The organism is Halorubellus salinus (assembly GCF_020567525.1).
In the GTDB taxonomy this organism is placed as follows: domain Archaea; phylum Halobacteriota; class Halobacteria; order Halobacteriales; family Natrialbaceae; genus Halorubellus; species Halorubellus salinus.
This window is the reverse complement of the sequence record NZ_JAJCVI010000003.1, coordinates 555,687-573,517: the sequence shown is the minus strand read 5'-3', so window position 1 is coordinate 573,517 and position 17,831 is coordinate 555,687. Positions and strand designations below refer to the sequence as shown.

Annotated in this window: 18 protein-coding genes and 1 pseudogene; 7 read left to right on the top strand and 12 right to left on the bottom strand. The window is 70.6% G+C overall.

Annotated elements, in window-relative coordinates; translation table 11 throughout:
- Positions 1-701: 701 nt before the first annotated feature.
- Positions 702-1,130, top strand: a pseudogene (locus LI336_RS20405) (NUDIX hydrolase); the annotation flags it as partial.
- Between the two features lie 66 nt (positions 1,131-1,196).
- Here the strand turns inward: LI336_RS20405 and LI336_RS11085 are convergent.
- The 7 genes from LI336_RS11085 to LI336_RS11055 all read right to left on the bottom strand — a co-directional run bounded on the left by LI336_RS11085 (position 1,197) and on the right by LI336_RS11055 (position 8,455).
- Positions 1,197-2,033 carry an ABC transporter permease subunit gene (locus tag LI336_RS11085; RefSeq protein ID WP_227133192.1) on the bottom strand — a complete coding sequence of 279 codons (837 nt, stop codon included), beginning with the start codon at positions 2,031-2,033 and terminating at the stop codon, positions 1,197-1,199.
- Between the two features lie 34 nt (positions 2,034-2,067).
- Entirely contained in the window at positions 2,068-3,003 is a 936-nt protein-coding gene (locus LI336_RS11080) for an ABC transporter ATP-binding protein (RefSeq protein WP_227133214.1), read from the bottom strand.
- Between the two features lie 222 nt (positions 3,004-3,225).
- Positions 3,226-4,116, bottom strand: a complete 891-nt coding sequence (locus LI336_RS11075) for an ArsR/SmtB family transcription factor (RefSeq protein ID WP_227133191.1) — start codon at positions 4,114-4,116, stop codon at positions 3,226-3,228.
- Between the two features lie 31 nt (positions 4,117-4,147).
- Positions 4,148-6,403 carry a nuclease-related domain-containing DEAD/DEAH box helicase gene (locus LI336_RS11070; RefSeq protein WP_227133190.1) on the bottom strand — a complete coding sequence of 752 codons (2,256 nt, stop codon included), beginning with the start codon at positions 6,401-6,403 and terminating at the stop codon, positions 4,148-4,150.
- Positions 6,404-6,508: 105 nt separating this feature from the next.
- Positions 6,509-7,465, bottom strand: a complete 957-nt coding sequence (locus tag LI336_RS11065; protein ID WP_227133189.1) for a phosphotransferase family protein — start codon at positions 7,463-7,465, stop codon at positions 6,509-6,511.
- A complete protein-coding gene (locus tag LI336_RS11060; RefSeq protein WP_227133188.1) occupies positions 7,462-8,139 on the bottom strand; it encodes an HAD family hydrolase in 678 nt (225 codons plus the stop codon). Before LI336_RS11060 ends, LI336_RS11065 begins: the two co-directional genes overlap by 4 nt.
- 67 nt (positions 8,140-8,206) lie before the next feature.
- Positions 8,207-8,455, bottom strand: coding sequence for a hypothetical protein (locus tag LI336_RS11055; protein WP_227133187.1), 249 nt, complete (start codon positions 8,453-8,455; stop codon positions 8,207-8,209).
- 191 nt (positions 8,456-8,646) lie between these two features.
- On the opposite strand from LI336_RS11055, the gene LI336_RS11050 reads away from it, so the two are divergent.
- The gene (locus LI336_RS11050) at positions 8,647-9,744 is read left to right on the top strand and encodes a prepilin peptidase (RefSeq protein WP_227133186.1); all 1,098 of its coding nucleotides are present in this window, start codon (positions 8,647-8,649) and stop codon (positions 9,742-9,744) included.
- Between the two features lie 137 nt (positions 9,745-9,881).
- Entirely contained in the window at positions 9,882-10,586 is a 705-nt protein-coding gene (locus tag LI336_RS11045; RefSeq protein ID WP_227133185.1) for a 5-formyltetrahydrofolate cyclo-ligase, read from the top strand.
- A gap of 36 nt (positions 10,587-10,622) precedes the next feature.
- Here LI336_RS11045 and LI336_RS11040 read toward each other — a convergent pair whose 3' ends face one another.
- The 3 genes from LI336_RS11040 to LI336_RS11030 are packed head-to-tail and all read right to left on the bottom strand — an operon-like array spanning position 10,623 to position 13,056.
- Positions 10,623-11,684, bottom strand: coding sequence for a zinc-dependent alcohol dehydrogenase family protein (locus tag LI336_RS11040; protein ID WP_227133184.1), 1,062 nt, complete (start codon positions 11,682-11,684; stop codon positions 10,623-10,625).
- 40 nt (positions 11,685-11,724) lie between these two features.
- Positions 11,725-12,183, bottom strand: coding sequence for a metal-dependent transcriptional regulator (locus tag LI336_RS11035; protein ID WP_227133183.1), 459 nt, complete (start codon positions 12,181-12,183; stop codon positions 11,725-11,727).
- Positions 12,184-12,213: 30 nt separating this feature from the next.
- The gene (locus tag LI336_RS11030; protein WP_438267277.1) at positions 12,214-13,056 is read right to left on the bottom strand and encodes a DUF7260 family protein; all 843 of its coding nucleotides are present in this window, start codon (positions 13,054-13,056) and stop codon (positions 12,214-12,216) included.
- 283 nt (positions 13,057-13,339) lie between these two features.
- Here LI336_RS11030 and LI336_RS11025 point away from each other — a divergent pair, with 283 nt between their 5' ends.
- From LI336_RS11025 to LI336_RS11015, 3 genes are all read left to right on the top strand, one after another.
- On the top strand, positions 13,340-13,666 hold the full coding sequence (locus tag LI336_RS11025) for a NifU family protein (protein ID WP_227133181.1): 327 nt from the start codon (positions 13,340-13,342) through the stop codon (positions 13,664-13,666).
- 135 nt (positions 13,667-13,801) lie between these two features.
- Entirely contained in the window at positions 13,802-14,464 is a 663-nt protein-coding gene (locus LI336_RS11020) for an HAD family hydrolase (protein ID WP_227133180.1), read from the top strand.
- Between the two features lie 194 nt (positions 14,465-14,658).
- A complete protein-coding gene (locus LI336_RS11015) occupies positions 14,659-14,805 on the top strand; it encodes a hypothetical protein (protein WP_227133179.1) in 147 nt (48 codons plus the stop codon).
- 45 nt (positions 14,806-14,850) lie between these two features.
- Here the strand turns inward: LI336_RS11015 and hutH are convergent, their stop codons facing one another.
- Positions 14,851-16,446: a histidine ammonia-lyase gene (gene hutH, locus LI336_RS11010; RefSeq protein WP_368408368.1), complete on the bottom strand. Its 1,596-nt coding sequence runs from the start codon at positions 16,444-16,446 to the stop codon at positions 14,851-14,853.
- Between the two features lie 297 nt (positions 16,447-16,743).
- On the opposite strand from hutH, the gene LI336_RS11005 reads away from it, so the two are divergent.
- Positions 16,744-17,298 carry an NUDIX hydrolase gene (locus tag LI336_RS11005; protein ID WP_227133178.1) on the top strand — a complete coding sequence of 185 codons (555 nt, stop codon included), beginning with the start codon at positions 16,744-16,746 and terminating at the stop codon, positions 17,296-17,298.
- Positions 17,299-17,303: 5 nt separating this feature from the next.
- Here LI336_RS11005 and LI336_RS11000 read toward each other — a convergent pair whose 3' ends face one another.
- Entirely contained in the window at positions 17,304-17,600 is a 297-nt protein-coding gene (locus LI336_RS11000; RefSeq protein WP_227133177.1) for a DUF8152 family protein, read from the bottom strand.
- Between the last annotated feature and the right edge of the window lie 231 nt (positions 17,601-17,831).

Sequence of the window (17,831 nt, the reverse complement as noted above, 5' to 3'; positions counted from 1 at the left end):
CTAGCGGCCCACGAACCCGCCGTTCATAGTTGTTGGCGTCGCGGCACCGCAACCCGTCACCGACTCACGACACGGGTGGCTCCGACCCGAGGGTCCAGACCCCCGTGGTTCCGACCCTGGTGGTCCCGACTCGGTGGATTTGGGCTCGAAGACGACCTCCGATCACGTGGACGTCCACCACCAGACACGCCAGAGACGAACGCCCACTTCTATCGATTGATTCTCGACGTGCGTCTGGATTATGGGCCGTGTACCGGGACAATGCTGAGGAGTATACTAGGTGTATGGAGATATATGGTCATCACTACTAAGTATCGGTCTGTGTTTGTCACGTGCAGACCGGCGTTCGACGAACGCCCTCGTCGCACCCGACGACGGGCGACCGACGAGCCGCTTGCGCACCCCGAACGCCCCGATCCAGCCGCCGACGCCCGCGCGAACCGGGTCGGCGGCGCTCGACCACTGCTGCGACCGCCATCCGAACCACAGCGACCACCATCCGAACCACAATGTCACAACGCGACCCATCCCTCCCGGCGCCCAGTCCCGCCCCCTTCGACGACGCGACGCTCGAATCGAACCGCTCGCCGGCCCACCAGCTTGGTTCGACCGAGAACCCGACGCGTCCACCGGTAGGGGCGAGCGAGGCCGACGCCCAGCCGCCGCGGCCGACGGTCCCGTCGGGAACGGCGACCGCGCATCCCGACGCCGCGACCTCCTCGCGGAAGGTCTGCGCGTACGTCACCCGGAACGGCGAGGAGCTCCTGGTCTTCGAGGGCCCCGGCCACGACGGGCCACAGGTTCCGAAGGGAACCGTCGAGGGCGACGAACCGCTCGAACACGCACTCCGGCGCGAGGTCCGCGAGGAGAGCGGCCTGCGTCCGTGCGGCCCGCTCACGCCGCTGGCGTCGGACGTCTGGATGCGTCGCCACCACCCGCCGCGGTACTACGTCCGGCACTTCTACCACGTCTCCGTCGACGAACAACGCGATGGGTGGACGCACACCGTCACCGGCACCGGCGAGGAGGTCGGCGCCGAGTTCACGTACTCGTGGGTGCCCGTCGACGCCGCGACCGACTTCGCGCTCGACCTCGACGACTACGTCCCGCTCCTCCGAGACCGCCTCTGACGCGGGTTCCGCCGTCCGCGACTCGCACCCGGACGCCGCGTGAGTCGGCTCCGTGATGCTTCCGCGTCACCCGAGGTCGCTCCGCGAGAACGTCACGTACCCCGCGAGGAGCGGGAGCGCCGTCCAGAGCGCGAGTACGGCGACGAACACCGTCCAGTGAAGGTACGTCGGGGGGCTGCCGGCGACCGCGCCGGCGATCCCCGGGTACGACGGTTCGGTCGCGTGGACGGCGGCCTGAACGAGGGCGCTGTACGCCCCCGATGGACTCAATCCCTGCAGGAGGACGAACCACCCGGGGACGCTGCCGGCGGGTGCGGCGCCTTCGGCGACGAGATGGGCGCCCTGCGGGACGAGGTCCCAGAGGAGCGCGAGCGCGAGGTACGCGCCGATACCGAGGGTCATCGCTCGACCGCGCGTCGCGGCCGCCGCCGAGATGCCGACCGCGAGTCCGACGAACGCGACGCCGAGCGCGCACGTCAGCGCGACGATGCCGGCGAACGCGACGACGGGGAGGCCGCCGTACGCGATCGCCGTCGGGACCGCTGCGAGCGCGAACCCGACGGTGAGGCCGACGGCGACGACGGCCGCGCGCCCGACGAACTTCCCGAGGACGACCGTGCCCCGGCGTGGTTCCAGGCCGAGGAGGACGCGGATGCTCCCGGATTCGCGCTCGCCGGCGATGGCGAGGTACGCTGCGACGAGCGCGACGACCGGAACGAGCATCGCGGCGAACTCCGTCGCCGCACCCAGTCCCGAGAGGACGTCCCCGTCGAACTGCGGGACGACGAGCGGGACGAGCGACGTGACCGCGACCATCGCGGCGACGAGTGCGACGACGCCCCAGACGAGGCTCGAGTGGACGGCGTCGCGGTACTCGCGTCGCGCGATGACGCGCCAGCTCATCCTGGCACCCCGCGACCCAGGCCGACCGGCCGGTTCATGCTTCGACCTCGCGTCGCGTCGCTCCGACGTCGCGATGCGTGTACGCGGCGAAGAGCTCTTCGAGCGACGGGTCGTCGATGCCGACGTCGAGGACGGTACAGCCGGCGTCGCGGACGCGGTCGATGAACACGAGTTTCGCCGTCGGTTCGACGCACGTCCCGACGACGGCGTCGTCGGTGACGGTGACGTCGACGAGCCCCGGAACGTCGTCGACCGCCAGGTCGCGTGGCGGTGCGTCGACGGTGACGGTGACCGTCGCGCCCGTCCCGACGGCGTCGCGGAGGCCGTCGATGGTGTCGACGGTGACGAGCCGGCCGTCGTCGAGGATGCCGACGCGGTCGCAGACCGCTTCGACCTGCGAGAGCACGTGACTGGAGAAGAAGACGGTGCCGCCGTCGGCAGCGTGGTCGCGAGCGATGGTCCGGAGGTCCCTGATGCCCTCGGGGTCGAGGCCGCTGGATGGTTCGTCGAGCACGAGCACCTCCGGGTCGCCGACGAGCGCCATGGCGAGCGCGAGGCGCTGGGTCATCCCCTTCGAGTAGCCGCCGGCCGTGCGGTCGGCGGCGTCGAGGATGCCGACGCGGTCCAGCAGCGCGTCGGGGTCCTCGTCGGCGCCCTTGAGGTCGTTCGCGAACTCGACGTGTTCGCGCCCGGTGAGTCGGTCGTAGAGGCTGTAGCCATCGGGGAGGATGCCGACGCGGTCGTGGACCTCGGGTGCCGACGCTTGCGCGTCGTACCCGAGGACGCTCGCGCTGCCGGCGGTCGGCCGCACGTAGTCCATGAGGACGTCGATGGTCGTCGACTTCCCGGCGCCGTTCGGGCCGAGGAACCCGAACACCTCGCCTTCTCGCACCTGGAAGGACACGTCGTCGACGGCGTAGACGTCGTCGCCGTAGCGCTTCGTCAGGTTCTGGACGTCGATGGCGGTCATCGTCGTCCCCGACTCCGGGGGCGGCGGTCCTTGCTTGCTGGTGGTCGTTCCATAGTGGGACGTCGTCACCGACCGGTGAAATAACTTGTTGATTAAGTGATAACTTGTCGGTGTGATAACTCAAACATTCTTGAGAACCGAACGACGTCGCGACCCCACCACGCAGCCCACCGCCTCACGACCCCGTCATTCGACGCCGCCACGACCCCGCCACGTCACGACTCACTCCGCGCCAGCCGACGCGACGACGTCCACCGACAGGTCCGCGTCCATCGACAACGCCAGCGACTCGCCAGCGTGACGAACCTGCACCGACACCGACGGCTCCCCCACCTTCAACCCCGTCACGTCGACGTCCCACGCGTCCAGATACCGCCCGATGTCCCAGAACGGTATCGCGGTCGAATCCACGCCGTGGCGCCAGTAGAACGCGACGACCGCCGGATGGAACAGGACGTGCGCCGCCACCGGCGCGAACACCCTGTTGTTGCAGCGCTCGCATCGCGCCACCGCATACGGATCGGTCCGCCCGCGAGACTCGCGTTCCTCGACGCCGACCGACGCCAGCCCACCGCACTTCGCGCACGTCCCACCGACCGAGACCGCGTACTCGTGCCGAACACGCCTGTCGCAGGCCTCGAGGACCTCCCGCTCGCTCCGCCCGACGACCGCCGCCGGCGGCAGGTCGTACGTCACGACGCGCGTCCCGCAGTCCACGCACCGAACCGTCAACAGTCCATCCTCGTACGTCGCCTCCAGGGACGTCCCCGGACACCCCGGGCACTCCCCGGACAGCGCGAGCGGTTCGAACGTCGGCGTCTCCGTGAACGAACCCGCCAGTATCGCCCGCATCACGTCCTCACCAGCCCGGTTCAGCGCGTACCCCTCCGCCGAGCGTCGCAGGAACGTTCCCTCCAGGTGATCGAGGTGATAGGAGAGCTGGGACGTGCTGTCCAGCTCGAGCGCATCGTATATCTCGGTGAACGACAACGTCCGTTCGCCGTCGCGCTCGGCGTCCGCGAACGCGCGCAGGACCGCGACGCGATGCTCGCTCGCGAGCGCCCCGAACGCGTCGGCCGGTTCCACCGGCGACTCGCCGCCGACGTCGGTCATGGCAACCGGTTCACGCCCGTCCGGCAAGTGCCTACTGTTCCACCCACTCGAACTCGTCGAGCGTCGCGTTCTCGCCGGCGTCCCCGTCACCCTCGCCGTCCCCGTCGCCGGTGGTGGGTTCGTCGCCGAGGCGTCTATCGAGCGCGTCCGGCGTCGGCGCGGGGAACTCGAGCGCCGGGAACGGCCCGGTCGCCTGTTCTTGGACGCGCTCGACCTCCTCGAATATCGGGTCGTCGACGCCCGAAAGCGACGCCCACGCCTGCGTTCGCGTGAGTGCGACGAACAGCTCGTTCCGTCGCGTGACGAGGTCCGCGCGTCGACCACTGTCCGCGACGCGGTCGACGCCCGCGACGTGTACGGACGCCGCCTCGTTGCCCTTCGCGCGGTTGATGCGCGAGACCGTGACCGCGCCGTCCTCGCGGAACGTGTCCACGTCGCCCTCCCAGACGAGGTTCGCGTCGACGCCACGGTCCGCGAGCGCATCTCGGACGCGTTCGCCGAACCGACGCGACTCCCCGAAGCCACCGAGCGGAACGACGAGCACCGCCTCCGGCGCCAGGCCCTCCACGTCGACGTCCCGCTCGACTGCGTCCGCGACGCGCTGGACCTCGCCGGCGCGACTGTGCGCTCGCGACAGCGACAGGAACGGTCGTGCCGCCTCGCGGTTACGCAGCGGGTGCGGCGAGTGCTCGTCCGGCCGCACCACCTCCACGGGCTCGCCGTGCCGCCGGAAGTCGCCGCGTTCGACCTCGTACCCGAGCGACTCCCAGCCGCGCTGGGTCGTCAACGCCTGCACGGCACCGTCCTCGCGCAGTAATCCCATCCCGAGCGCGTGCGCGGTCAACAACACCGGGCGCGGCGTCCGGTACGCCTTCCGCATCACCACCGACTTCCGGACGCCGCCCTCGTACTGCCCGCGGAGGTTCACGACCGGGTCCCCGGCGTCGTCGGTGCCGAACACGGTCGTCGGACTGGGCGCCGAGAGCGTCTGGAGCGACTGCGCCTCGTCGTACGCCCACACCAATCGCTTCGGGGGCTTCAGGACCGCGTGACACAACCGCAGGAACCCAGGGTCGAAGTCCTGCGCTTCGTCCACGAGGATCGCGTCGTAGCGCTCCTGTGGCTGGCCGTCGTCGAGGACCTCCTCGCAGCAGTTCGCGAGCAGTCCACCGTCGGCGTCCCCGAACGCCGTCTTCGCGTCCGAGAGCGTCCGCGGCGCGACGCCCGCCGCCTGCGCCGCGTCGTAGTACAGTCCGCGACTCGTCTTCCCGCCCCACGCGTGCAGCACCTGGAGCCGCGACCAGTCCACGTCGTCGTCCGCGAAGTACGCGTAGTACCGCTCGACCGCGTCGCGCGCCGCATCGTAGAGCGCTCGCGTCTGGAACGTCAACACGATGCGCCACTCCGGGTGTCGAGCGTGCATCTGCGCGGCCTTCTGCGCGAGCACGATGGACTTCCCGGACCCCGCGATACCCCGCACCTGCTGCGGGCCGTCGGGCACCTGCAGGGCGAACCGCTCCTGGGCCTCGTCCAGGCGCTTCAGTCCGGACTCCACCTCGGCGAACAGGTCCGCGCGGGAGGGCCCGACCGGTTCGTCGTCGACGTCGACGTGGCTGGCGTCGCCCTCCTCGACCGAATCCGCGCTCTCCTCGGTCGCGCTCGCGCCGGGGAACCGCTCGCCGCTGATCGGTTGCCCGCCCGAGAGCACCGCTCTCGCGTCCGCGTACTCGCTCGCCGAGAGCCGCTCCGTGTCCGGGAGCGCGTCGAAGCGCTCGCGGAGCGCCGCGGGCGTCAACTCGTCGCCGGTGACGACCCGCGGCGCCGCCGGCAGGTCGTCGAACCCGCGAGCAACCCACTCCTCGCGGGTCACGTTCGGGAGCACGACGACGGGATGCATCGCGACGACACAGTTCGCCCGACGGTCCATCAACGACGGCTCCTTCGTGAAGTGCGAGAGCAACCGGAACCCCTGCTCGCGGACCTGCGTGTACGGCGCCGCGGCGTCCTGACGCGTCCCCGACAGCTTCCAGCGCTCGCCGTCGATGCGAGCGATCTGCTCGTTCGTGAACCCCTTCACCTCGAGGACGACGAGGCCGTGGTCGCGCGACAGGACCAGGACGTCGAGCTCGCGGTCGAACCGACCGTCGGCCTCGTCGACGACCGGGTACCGACGGAACGCCACCCCCTCCGTGCCAGTTCCGAACGCGTCCTTCAGCGACGCCCAGACCTCGTCCTCGGCGTCGACGCCAGCGTGCGTCGCCGCCACCCCGGACGCGACGAACTCCATACCCAGACGGAATCGTCCGCGTTCTGATAAACCCTCCGCCTGCACGCGATGTCCGAGGGCGACCGCGCCCGTTCGGCGCCGAAGCGGTCGCCTGCCCGTCGGCGGTTACAGGCAATCCGCGAGCGCGCTGCGGTGGAACGCCACCGCGGCGTCGCGCTCGCGCTCCGGGTACCCGGGGTTCGTGACGGTCCCGCGGGAGTCGACGGCGCTGTCGGCGATGGCGGCGACGCGGTGGGCGGACCGGACGGTCGGGTACGGTCGAACCCGTTCGTAGCCCGCGACGAACGCCTCGCGGAGCGGTCCGGGGTCGTCGACGTACCAGTCCGCGACGAGGTACGACGCCTTCGCCACCGAGAGCGCTGGGGCGGCGGCCAGCGGCGCCTCCCAATCGAGCACCGCGGCGAGGTCGCCGTCGGCGACGAGCGCGTTCCCCGGGCGGAGGTCCCACGGGAACAACCGAGCCGTCGGGGACCGGTCGGTCGCGCCCTCGACGAGCACGGCCTCGAGTCGGTCGCGGAGGCCGTCGAACTCGGCTGGCAGTCGCTCCACGACCCGTCGACCATACGCGACGAACCAGTCGTACCAGTCCGTCTCGCGCGCCCTGAGAGCGCCGTCCTCGACCGCGAGTTCCCCGTACCCGTCGAAGGAGAACGCCGCGTGGAGCGCGCCGAGGGACGCGCCGAACGCGCCAGCGACCGCTCGCTGGCGTCGCCTCGAGAGGTCGACGAACCGCTCGTGGAGGTCCTCCCCCGGGACGTACGCCGTCACGAGGAACGCGACCCCGTCCGTCGCGCCCGCGGCGAGCACCCGCGGAACGGGGACGTCAGTCCGCTCGGAGATCTCGCCCAGGAGCACCGACTCCGTCGCCAGCCAGCGTGGCTCCGGGCAGACCTGGACCACGACGGGGTCACGCTCCTCGAACCGGACGAGCGCCGTCCGCTTGCGGTTCCCGCGACCCAACGATTCGACGGCGCGCGGCCGGTCGCTCGTCGCCGCCGCGAGCGCCGTCTCGCCGGCACGGCGGAACGCCGGCTCGGGGAAGGCGTCGTCGAACGCGGTCACGGGTCGCTCCCGAGGAGTCCTCGGAGGTCGCCGAGCGCTTCGAGGACGTACTCCGGGTCGTACCCGTTCAGGTCGTCCGCGTCCGACCGGAGCCAGGCCGCGGCGAGCCCGGCGTTGTGTGCTCCGGCGACGTCGTACGACAACGAATCGCCGACGTAGAGCGCCCGCTCGGGGACGACGTCGAGCGCGTCGAGCGCGCGCTCGAACGGATCCGCGTGGGGCTTGCGCCGCGCGAGGTCGAACGCGTACACGTGCACGTCGAAACGGTCCGTGATACCGAGCGCGTCCAACTTCGGTCGCTGGCGGCGCTCCGGTCCGTTCGTCACCAACCCCACGGATCCGTTCGCACGCGCAGCGGTGAGTGCCGCGTCAGCACCGTCGACCAGCGCCACCTGTCGGTCGTCGACGCGGTCCGTCAGGGCGGCTGCGAGCGCGAGCGGGTCGACCTCGGAGCGACCGTGGCGAGCGGCGAGCCTGGCGAACCCGGCACCGATGTAGCCGACCTGGTCGTCGTGGTCCGGTGGGCCGCTCAGCGACGCCCAGAGTTCCTCTGGTTCGCCGAACGGGGCGACCCCGACCCGTTCGAACGCCCCGCGATAGAGCGCGTCGGTGTCCTGCGTGCGCTCGCACAGCGTTCCGTCGAGGTCGAACAGCACCGCATCGAACGGCTTCACGACCGTACGTGGGCTGACACGGACAAAAGTCCCCGCATCGCGGCGTTGACGGGACGGGGCTGACGGGTCATTCGGCCGCGAACAGGCGCGTGAGGACCGCGTCCCCGAGGAGGACGAACGCCATCCAGAACACTGCGAACGCCAGCAGGCCGAGCATGAACGCGTTCCCGACGACGCCCCGGTAGTACGCGGCGACGGACGCGAACGACCCGACGACGAGCACGATGGCACCCGTCGTACTGAGGAGCACCGCGATGGCGGTCGCTCGCTCCCGCGGACTGCCGGACCGGACGATGTGGAGTAACTGGCCGAACACGCCTGTCTCTCGCCGTACACTCCCGTCCCCGTCGACTTAAACCGCCGGGTCGGCTCGCGGCTCGATGCCCGCACCGTCGCAGTCCACGCGTCGCTGGAACCGACGGCGACGCTCGCGGAACCGACCGCAGGCTCGAAGCCCGATTCGATGCGGAGGTTTTTATCCTTGCTCGCGGTACGACCGGCAGACACGTGACCTCCGCGTACGCGAACTCCGTCCTCGACCTGCTACGACTCCTCGTCGTCCCCTTCTTCGCGTGGGCAGCCTACACCGACGTTCGAACCCGACGCATCCCGAACCGCGTGTGGCCGCCGCTGTTCGTCGGGGGCGTCGTCCTCCTCGCGCTCACCGTCCAGCGCGGCCTCGCACCGGGGTACCCGTTCGCGTCGAACGTCCTCCCCGCGGCGATCGTGAGCCTCGGCGTGGTCGCACCCGTCGCGTACCTCTTCTGGCTGTTCGGGGGGTTCGGTGGCGCGGACGCCAAGGCGCTGCTCGTGCTCTCGCTGCTGTTCCCCATCTATCCGGTCTACGAGGTCGCCGGCGTCGTCCTGCCGCTCCCCGGGAACGAGAACCCGCTCGGGAGCTTCGCGTTCACCATCCTGACGAACACGGTCCTGGCGGGCGTTCTCTACCCGCTCGCGTTGTTCGCGCGGAACGCGGCGAACGGCGAGTTCGCGCTCCCGATGTTCCTCGGAAAGCGCGTGGACGCGGGGAGCGTCGACGAACGGTACGGGACGCTGATGGGCCGCAACGACGGGATGACGGCGGGGACTCTCGACCTGGACGCCCTCCGGATGTACCTGCGCTGGCGGGGTGCGTCCCTCGACGCGGTCCGCGCTCGCGCCAGCGAGTTGCGCGACCCGGCGACGCTCCCCGCGGACCCGAACGACCCCACTGACGGGAACCTCGATGCACACGCGTCGGCGGCCGAGGCGTCCATGGAGGAGTCCGACCCTGCTGTCGCATCGGACCGCGACGAGTCCGCGTCGAAGGACGGTCGGCCCGGTTCCGACGAGGCCGACTCGGTCGACGAAGCCGATGCTCTCGACGAGAACGCGGAGGACGACGGGTTCGAGGACGCCTGGGGCGCCGAGGCGTTCCTCGAGGACGTCGAGGGCGACGCGTACGGGACGTCGCCGGAGTCGTTGCGCGCCGGGCTCGACGTGCTCGCCGCGTCCGAGCGGGTCTGGGTGTCGCCGGGTATCCCGTTCATCGTCCCGATGTTCGTCGGGCTGGTGCTCGCGCTCACCGTCGGCGACCTCGTCACCGCGGGCATCTCGCTGTTCTAAGAGGCCGACGTCCGTCCTTCGAGCGCAGCTCCGGAGGACCGACCGCGAGTCGGTCGCGGTCGGGGCCGTCGACGACACCGACACCCCTGGTGTCGTGGACTGCAAGTGTTTTGTCGGTCACGGCCCGCGGTGACGGTATGGACAAGGACGACCTCCGCGAGGCGGTGTGGGACGAGCTCGAGGCGTCGGGCGTCGCCCGGTTCCCGTTCCCGCCGCACGGCCGCATCCCGAACTTCGCCGGCGCCGAGGCCGCTGGCGACCGGCTCGCGGCGACGGACGCCTGGGCGGACGCCGACGTCGTGAAGGCGAACCCGGACGCCCCCCAGTTGTCGCTTCGTCGACGCGCGCTCCGTGAAGGGAAGACGGTCTACATGGCGGTGCCCCGTCTCGCGAGCGAGGAACCGTTCTACGAACTCGACCCCGAGCGCCTCGACCCAGACGAGTACGACGCCGCGGCGACGGTGTCGAAGGTCGACCGGTACGCCGACACCGTCGGCGTGGACGCGCTCGGACACGTCGACCTCGTGCTCTCCGGGAGCGTCGCCGTCTCCGAGGCGGGCGCTCGCGTCGGGAAGGGCGAAGGATACAGCGACCTCGAGTGGGCGGTGCTCTCGGCGAGTGGGCTCGTCGACGACGCGACGACGGTCGCGACCACCGTCCACGAACGTCAGGTCCGCGAGACGCCTGCTCCCGGTGCACACGACGTTCCGATGGACCTCGTCTGCACGCCCGAGCGCGTCGTCCGAACGGAGACGTCGTACGACCGACCGCACGGCGTCGACGCGACCCTGCTCGACGACGACCGCATCGACGAGATCCCCGTCCTCCAGGAGTACGTCTGAACGCGCCCGGTCGCGACCGGCCGGGCGTCACCTCGGTCAGAACTCGGTGACGACCTCGATACCGCTCGTGTCGTACTCGGTCATGGCGGCGAGTCGGTCGGAGACGTCCTCGAGCGCGACGCGGTTCGAGACGAGCGCGCCGGGGTCCAGTCGGCCCGCCTCGAGGGTCCGCAGGAGTTCGTCGTACCGCGTCGGCGGCATCCCGCGGGACCCGTGGAAGGAGACGTCCCAGCGCGTCATCGCGTCGATGGGGAGCGACACCTCGCCGCGTTCCGCGTCGGTCGTGAGGCCGAGCTGGACGTGGTCGCCGCGCGACCGCAGGCTCTCGACGCTGTTCCGGCACGTCTCCGCCCGGCCGAGCGCGTCGATGGAGACGTGCGCGCCACCGTCGGTGAGGGTCTCGATAGCGCCCGGGACGTCGTCGGTATCGCTCGCGTCGACGGTCTCGGTCGCGCCGACGTCGACGGCGAACGCGAGCGGGTCGTCGCGGACGTCCACGGCGACGACGCCCGCGCCGAGGGCGGACGCGACCTGGACGGCCGCGAGCCCGAGGCCACCGCAGCCGTGGACGGCCACCCAGTCACCTGCGTCCACGTCGACGCGATGCGCGAGCGCGTGGAACGCGGTGACGTACCGGCAGCCGAGCGCCGCCATCTCCTCGAACCCGACGTCGTCCGGAAGCGACACCGCGTTGTAGTCCGCGTGCGGGACGTGCACGGCTTCCGCGAACGCACCAGGGGCTGCTTCCTTGAACCCGAGCGCGTACCCGTCCTCGCAGACGTTCCCGTGCCCGCTCACGCACTGCGAGCACGACCCGTCGCCGAGGTTGAACGGGACCGCGACGCGGTCCCCGGGCGCGAGCGTCTCCACGCGCTCGCCGACGTCGGCGACGACGCCCGCCGGTTCGTGCCCGAGCACCTGCCCGATGGGGACCTGGTCGTCCGCCCACTCGCCGTGGCCCATCCAGGAGTGCCAGTCGCTCCGACAGACCCCGCACGCCTCGACGTCGACGACGACGCCGTGCGCGTCGGGGTCGGGGCGCGGGATCGACTCGATACGTAACGGTTCGCCGTACGCCTCCAGCACTGCGGCGCGCATACCGGCTCGAACGACCCGCGGCGTGATAGGGGTACGCCTCTCAGGAGTCGTCGTCGGGCCCGCCGCGGTCGTCGAGCGCCCCTGCCTGGTCGGTGTCGTCGTCGGACCCGTCGCGACCGTCGAGCGGTCTCGCCTGGTCGGTGTCGTCGTAGGGGAGGGTGTCGGTGAGTCTCGCGGCGACGTCGGGACTCACCGCGCCCGCGAGCTCCATGGCCTCCGCTTCGTGGTCGTCGAGGTCGAGGACGCTCCTGAAGAACCACGACAGCCGGACGTAGGACTCGTGGAGTTCGCTGGCGGCGTCGCGACCCGCTTCGGTGAGCGTCGCGCCCTCGTACGGTTCCAGTTCGACGAGGCCGGCGTCGTCGAGGCGCCCGAGAGCCTCCGTGACCGCTGCGGGCGACCGGTCGAGGAGCGCCGCGACCTCGCCTGACGACACCGGGGCGTCCTCGCGGGATTCGACGACGTACATCGCGAGCAGGTACCGGGCGCGACCGCTCATCGAGTCGCCTCCGACGTCGACCTCACGGGTTCAGGCCCTCCGCGTCAGGTGCGCTCTGACGGTTCGCTGGCAGTCGTCGAGGACGCTGCTCGTTCGTGCGAGCGCGTCGAGCGCCGGATACGTGTCGGTGCCGTGGAGGTACTCGCTGACGCCGTCGTGGGCGACGTCGCAGTCGACGCCGCCGCCGGTGCGCGCGCGGAGGAACGACTGTCGGTCGGCGGCCACGGCGTCGGTCGCCTCGCGTTTCGCGGCGACGTCGGCGTGGCGTGCGCGGAGCGCGTCGAACGAGAGCGCATCGAGTGGGTCACGGTCGACCGCGGCGAGCCAGTCGAACGTCGTGGCGACGTGGTCCGCGACCGCGTTCAGGGACGCCACCTCGCGTTCGAGCGCGTCGACGACCGCGTCGATCTCGGCGAGACGGTCGGTCACCGTGTCCAGGACCGACGAGCGGAGAGCGCGGTCGAACGTGACGTCGGTGCCCGGTGCGAGTGCGACCGCGAGGTCGTCACCGAGCTCAGCGCGGATCGTCTCCATCAGTGGTTCGTCGGCCTGGATGTCCGCCACGCTGTGCGGCTGGACGGTCTCGGCGAACGCTTCGCGAACGTCCTCGCACGTCGCCGTGGACCCGCCGACTGACGGGAGCATCGAGGTGACGGTTGCGAGACCGCCGGTAGCGGCGCTGCTCGAGGCCGTGGTCGGCGCGTCCACGTCGAGGTCGGCGACCGTCGTCCGGAACCGGTCGTAGGCCGTTCGTTCCGCTCGCAGGTTGCGTTCCTCCATCGTCGCTCGTCGCCGTGCGGCTCTGACGGGGGCGCTGGCTCGTTCTCTCGCGCGTCGCCAGGTGGTCGCCCCGCTGTCGTCTGCGCCCTCCATGCGGTTTAGGCTCACCTAAAGGAATAAGTGGCTTTCGGAATTTAGGCCAACCTAAATAATGGGGGTGCGGTCCACGCGAGCGGGACCTCCCGGAATCGCCCGCGACCGGGTCGCGACGCGCTATTGGAAGAACGGCCAGTTCTAGGCCACACGAAAAATTTCAGCGAACGTGCATCGAGTGGCGGAGATATACAGAATAAGACGTATCAGGCGCTACAGCTGGCGTTTTTAGGCACCCCTAATCCCTCAGATTTATTACCTTATGGCCCCGAGTCGGTCGTGTATGAGTACCCAAGGCCTCGAACGGCAGACCCGGAACTACCTGAGCAACAACGTCCCGCAAATCCAGCAGCACGGCGGCTCCTTCGAGGTGCGCGACGTCGACGAGGCGGCGGGCACGGCGACCGTCGCCATCGGCGGCGCGTGCTCCGGCTGCGGGATCGCCCCGATGACGATGAAGGCGATCGAGAAGCGCCTCCCCGAGCACGTCGACGGCATCGAGGACGTCGAGGTCGTCCGCGCCGGCGGCCCACGCGCAGCCGTCATGCCCTCCAAGACCGACGAGATGGATGACATGGACGAGTACGAGGACTACAGCCCGCCGTTCTGACGGCCCCGGGCCGTTCCGCGCGCGACGAGTTCGATCCGACTTTTGACGGACGACGGCCGCAGTCACCCTCGAGCGGGTGGCTGCTGTCGCCGAACATCGACAACGGGTTTGCCGTCGGCGAGTGATCTGCCGGGTATGGACGGCTGTTTCTTCGACATGGACGGCGTCGTCGTCGACTCGGAACGCCACTGGGTGCCCCTGGAGAACGAGCGCATCCTCCCCGACGTCGTCGACGCCCAATCAGGCGAAGGCCCCACGGCGAGCGAGATCACCGGGATGAACGTCCGCGACGCGTACGCGTACCTGGACCGCGAGTACGGCACGACCGTCGACGTCGACGGCTACCTCGCGACCTACGACGACGCCGCGAGGGAACTCTACGACGAGCGCGTCGAACTCATGTCCGGGTTCGACTCGCTGCTCGCGGACCTCCGCGGCGACGACGTCGCGGTGGCGCTCGTCTCGTCGTCCCCGCACCGGTGGATCGACCGCGTCCTCGACCGGTTCGAGCTCCGCGACGCGTTCGACGCCGTTGTCAGCGCCGGGGACGTCGACGGCCCCGGGAAGCCCGCGTCCGACGTGTACGAGACCGCGGCAGCGTGCGTCGACGTCGACCCGAACGCGGCGGTGGCCGTCGAGGACTCCGCACACGGGCTCGCCGCCGGCAGAGCAGCCGGGATGACCGCCGTCGCGTACCGGACGACTGCGAACGCCGACTCGACGCTCGAGGACGCGGACGTCGTCGCCGACGGTCCCGACGAACTCCGAGCCGTCCTCGACGAACGACGACGCGCGTGACGGTCGACGCCCGTGACCGTCGGCGTCCGTGACCGTCGACGTCGGACGACGCCCCGGCTCTCGACGCGTCGGACGCGACCTTGCTCTTCAAAGGCCGCTTCGTGGTAATCACTGCCATCGGAGTCTCTGCATCCGGTTTCCACTTTCACCGTACGTGGTCACTACTTATCCCCAAGCCGTGAGTGGGACGGCGTATGTTCGACCGACTACGGCAAGCGCTCAGCGGGAGGCCACGCGAGTCCTCGTTCGTCGAATGTCGCCGGTGCGGGACGCGTCTCCGCGACGAGACCGACACCTGTGGCTGTTGCGGGTCGACGGACGTCGCGCACTACGACCTCTGAATCGCTGAAGCGGTCGTCGAGCGACGCGGCGAGCCGGACGGCGACTCAGGCGAGGTCGCCCTCCACGGCCTCGCGGACGCGCTCCGCGAGGAGTCCAGACCGCACGAGCGTGCCGGCGGCGTCCATCTCCGGGGACAACTGTCGGTCCGCGTCGAGCGCGGGCGCGACCTCGCGGACGGCGTCGACCGCAGCACCGGTTCCGACGCCGGGCGACATGTCCTCGTCGACGTACTCGAGCGCCTGCGCGCCACAGAGCAGTTCCACGCCGACGACGGTCGCGGCGTTCGCTATCGCGGTCTGGGCGTGCATCGCCGCGCCGGCACTCATCGACACGTGGTCCTCCTGGCCGCCGGAGACCGGCGTGTTGTCGGTCGCCGCACGCCCGAGACTCCGGCATTCGTTGACGAGTGCCGCACTCGTGTACTGCGCGATCATGTATCCAGATTCGAGGCCGGGGTCGGCGGCGAGGTACGCCGGCAGGTGGTCCTCCTGGAGCTTCGGGTTCAGGAGCCGGTCGGTGCGGCGTTCGCTGATGGCGGCGAGGTCCGTCATCGCGGCCGTGAGGTAGTCGAGGCGGTGCGCGAGCGGCGCGCCGTGGAAGTTCCCGCCGGAGAGGACGGCGGCGTGCTCGGTACCGCTCGCTCGCGGGTCCGTCGCGTCCGCGGCGAACACGAGCGGGTTGTCGGTCGCGCTGTTCAGTTCCGTCTCGACGCCCTCGCGGACGTGCGCGACGGCGTCGTGGACTGCGCCGTGGACCTGCGGGAGGCAGCGGATGGCGTAGGCGTCCTGGACGCGGTCGCAGTTCCGGTGCGATTCGACGATCTCGCTGCCGGCGGTCGCGGTGCGGACGTTCCTCGCGCTCGCCTGCTGGCCGTCGTGCGGGCGGACCGAGTGGAGGGCCGCGTCGCAGGACGCGGTCGTCCCCATCGTCACCTCCGTCGTCAGTCCGCCGGCGACGTCCGCGGCGGTGAGGATGCGTTCGGCGTCGACGACGGCCATCGCAGCGATGCCAACCGTCAACTGGGTGCCGTTGATGAGCGCGAGCCCCTCCTTCGGCGCGAGCGAGACGGGGTCGACGCCGGCCGCGTCGAGCGCGCTCGCACCGTCCACGCGCTCGCGGTCGCTCGGCGGCCCACCGTCGGGCGATTCGACGTGGGCTTCGCCCTCGCCGAGCAGGACGAGCGCGAGGTGCGCGAGCGGCGCGAGGTCGCCGCTCGCACCGAGACTCCCCCGCGAGCGCACGACCGGGTGAACGCCCTCGTTGAGGAACGCGACGAGGTTGTCGACGACGCGCTCGCGGATCCCCGAGTAGCCCTTCGCGAGCGCGTTCACTCGGGTGACGAGCATCGCGCGGACCTCCTCGCGAGTGCACTCGCGGCCCGCGCCAGCGGCGTGACTCCGGAGGAGGTTCGTCTGGAGGGTCTCGACGTCCTCGCGCGGGATGCGTTCGGTGACGAGGTCGCCGAACCCCGTGTTGAGGCCGTAGACGGCCTCGCCGGAGTCGACGACGTCCGCGACGCGCTCGCGGGACTCGCGGACGCGCTCCCGGGCGGCGTCCGGGAGCGCGACGCGTTCGCCGTCGCGGGCCACGGCGACGACGTCCTCGGGTGCGAGCGTTTCGCCATCGAGTTCGACGGTCACCGCCAGCACCTCGGTTCGACGGCGACGGTCGTCGCCGGGAGTTGGGGCCTCGACATGGTGCAGGAATCGAACGCCGCACACCTTCGACCTTTCGTCGCGAGCACTCCGGGGAATGGACGGCGAAGTACTCTGGTGAACTGTTCCGCATCCCCGTGCACGACTCTCCGGCGTCGCGGTCGGCGACCACCAGCCAGCCTACCGCAGAGCGAACCCATAGCGACCACGCCAGACCGCGCTCTCAGCGACCGCGGTCGTTCCGGGCGTATCACTTTCCCCTGCCGGGTCGATGTCTCGACAATGACCGGAGACGCCCCGTCCGCGTACGAGGCGGCGTACTGTCCGCGTTGTGGTACCGAGACCGACGAGAAGCGCATCGACGGGCGGCTCCGGTGCTGGTGTCCCGAGTGCGACGTCGTTCACTGGCGGGCCGCGGTCCCCGTGGTCGGCGTCGCAGTCGTCGACCGCGCTGCTGGCACGGTGCTCGCGTTCGAGCACGACCGGACCGGGAAGTTCGACCTGCCGAGCGGCCACCAGGAGCTCCCGGAGTCGGCGGCGGAGACGGCCGCGCGCGAGCTCCGCGAGGAGACGAACCTCGCGGTCGACCCGGACGCACTCGAACTGTTCGACGTCACGGTGAAACGGCATCCGCTCGGGCGGTACAACTTCTCGACGACGTTCGTCGTCGCGGCGAGCGAGACGACGGGCGACGTCGAGCCGGAGACCGACGCGGACGTCGTCGAGTGGACGACGCCGACCGACGCTGCCGCTCGCGAGTCCGCGTTCGTCCCGGGCGTCGTCGACGTCATCGAGGCCGCCGTCGACGCGGTCGGCGGCGTGGACGACACCGCGTGATCGCGTCAGGCGGCTTCCTCGAGCGCGCCGTCGAGACGGTCGAGACAGCGACGGGCGGCCGCGACGTGCTCGTCGGCGTCCGGACTCCCCGTGTCCTCGACCTCGGCGAGGAGTCGCTCGACCTTCGACGCGCGCTCGCGGACCGTCGACGGGGCCAGGTCGTCGGCGTACCGGAGGTCCGCCGCGATGGCCTCCGCTTCGCCGAGCCACCGGCTCTCCTTCGGGGCGACCGGTTGTTCGCCGGTCGCTTCGAGGTGCGAGTGCAGCGTCGCGACGAGGTCGGTCACGTCGTCGGTTGGCATACCGGACAAAATGAACCGTCGCACGTTAACAGTTGTCCCGACAGAGTGCCCGTGCTGGTTCGAGACCATCAACCGACCGGAGTCACCGCAGCCGTGGCCTCGGAGCGACCCAATCCAGGGCCATGAGTCGCGAGCCGTTCGTACAGTCAAGGCACGTTTTTCAAGAGCCAGTGGAGCGTACGCTCGTCAGACGAGTGACCCGACTCCGCGCCACCGGTCGTCTCTCGCGTC

Coding starts and splice junctions, on each gene's coding strand:
- LI336_RS11015 (WP_227133179.1), top strand. CDS start 14,659: ATGTTCGACCGACTACGGCAAGCGCTCAGCGGGAGGCCACGCGAGTCC.
- LI336_RS11000 (WP_227133177.1), bottom strand. CDS start 17,600: ATGCCAACCGACGACGTGACCGACCTCGTCGCGACGCTGCACTCGCAC.
- LI336_RS11020 (WP_227133180.1), top strand. CDS start 13,802: ATGGACGGCTGTTTCTTCGACATGGACGGCGTCGTCGTCGACTCGGAA.
- LI336_RS11075 (WP_227133191.1), bottom strand. CDS start 4,116: ATGACCGACGTCGGCGGCGAGTCGCCGGTGGAACCGGCCGACGCGTTC.
- LI336_RS11045 (WP_227133185.1), top strand. CDS start 9,882: ATGGACAAGGACGACCTCCGCGAGGCGGTGTGGGACGAGCTCGAGGCG.
- LI336_RS11040 (WP_227133184.1), bottom strand. CDS start 11,684: ATGCGCGCCGCAGTGCTGGAGGCGTACGGCGAACCGTTACGTATCGAG.
- LI336_RS11070 (WP_227133190.1), bottom strand. CDS start 6,403: ATGGAGTTCGTCGCGTCCGGGGTGGCGGCGACGCACGCTGGCGTCGAC.
- LI336_RS11080 (WP_227133214.1), bottom strand. CDS start 3,003: ATGACCGCCATCGACGTCCAGAACCTGACGAAGCGCTACGGCGACGAC.
- LI336_RS11025 (WP_227133181.1), top strand. CDS start 13,340: ATGAGTACCCAAGGCCTCGAACGGCAGACCCGGAACTACCTGAGCAAC.
- LI336_RS11005 (WP_227133178.1), top strand. CDS start 16,744: ATGACCGGAGACGCCCCGTCCGCGTACGAGGCGGCGTACTGTCCGCGT.
- LI336_RS11035 (WP_227133183.1), bottom strand. CDS start 12,183: ATGAGCGGTCGCGCCCGGTACCTGCTCGCGATGTACGTCGTCGAATCC.
- LI336_RS11030 (WP_438267277.1), bottom strand. CDS start 13,056: ATGGAGGGCGCAGACGACAGCGGGGCGACCACCTGGCGACGCGCGAGA.
- LI336_RS11085 (WP_227133192.1), bottom strand. CDS start 2,033: ATGAGCTGGCGCGTCATCGCGCGACGCGAGTACCGCGACGCCGTCCAC.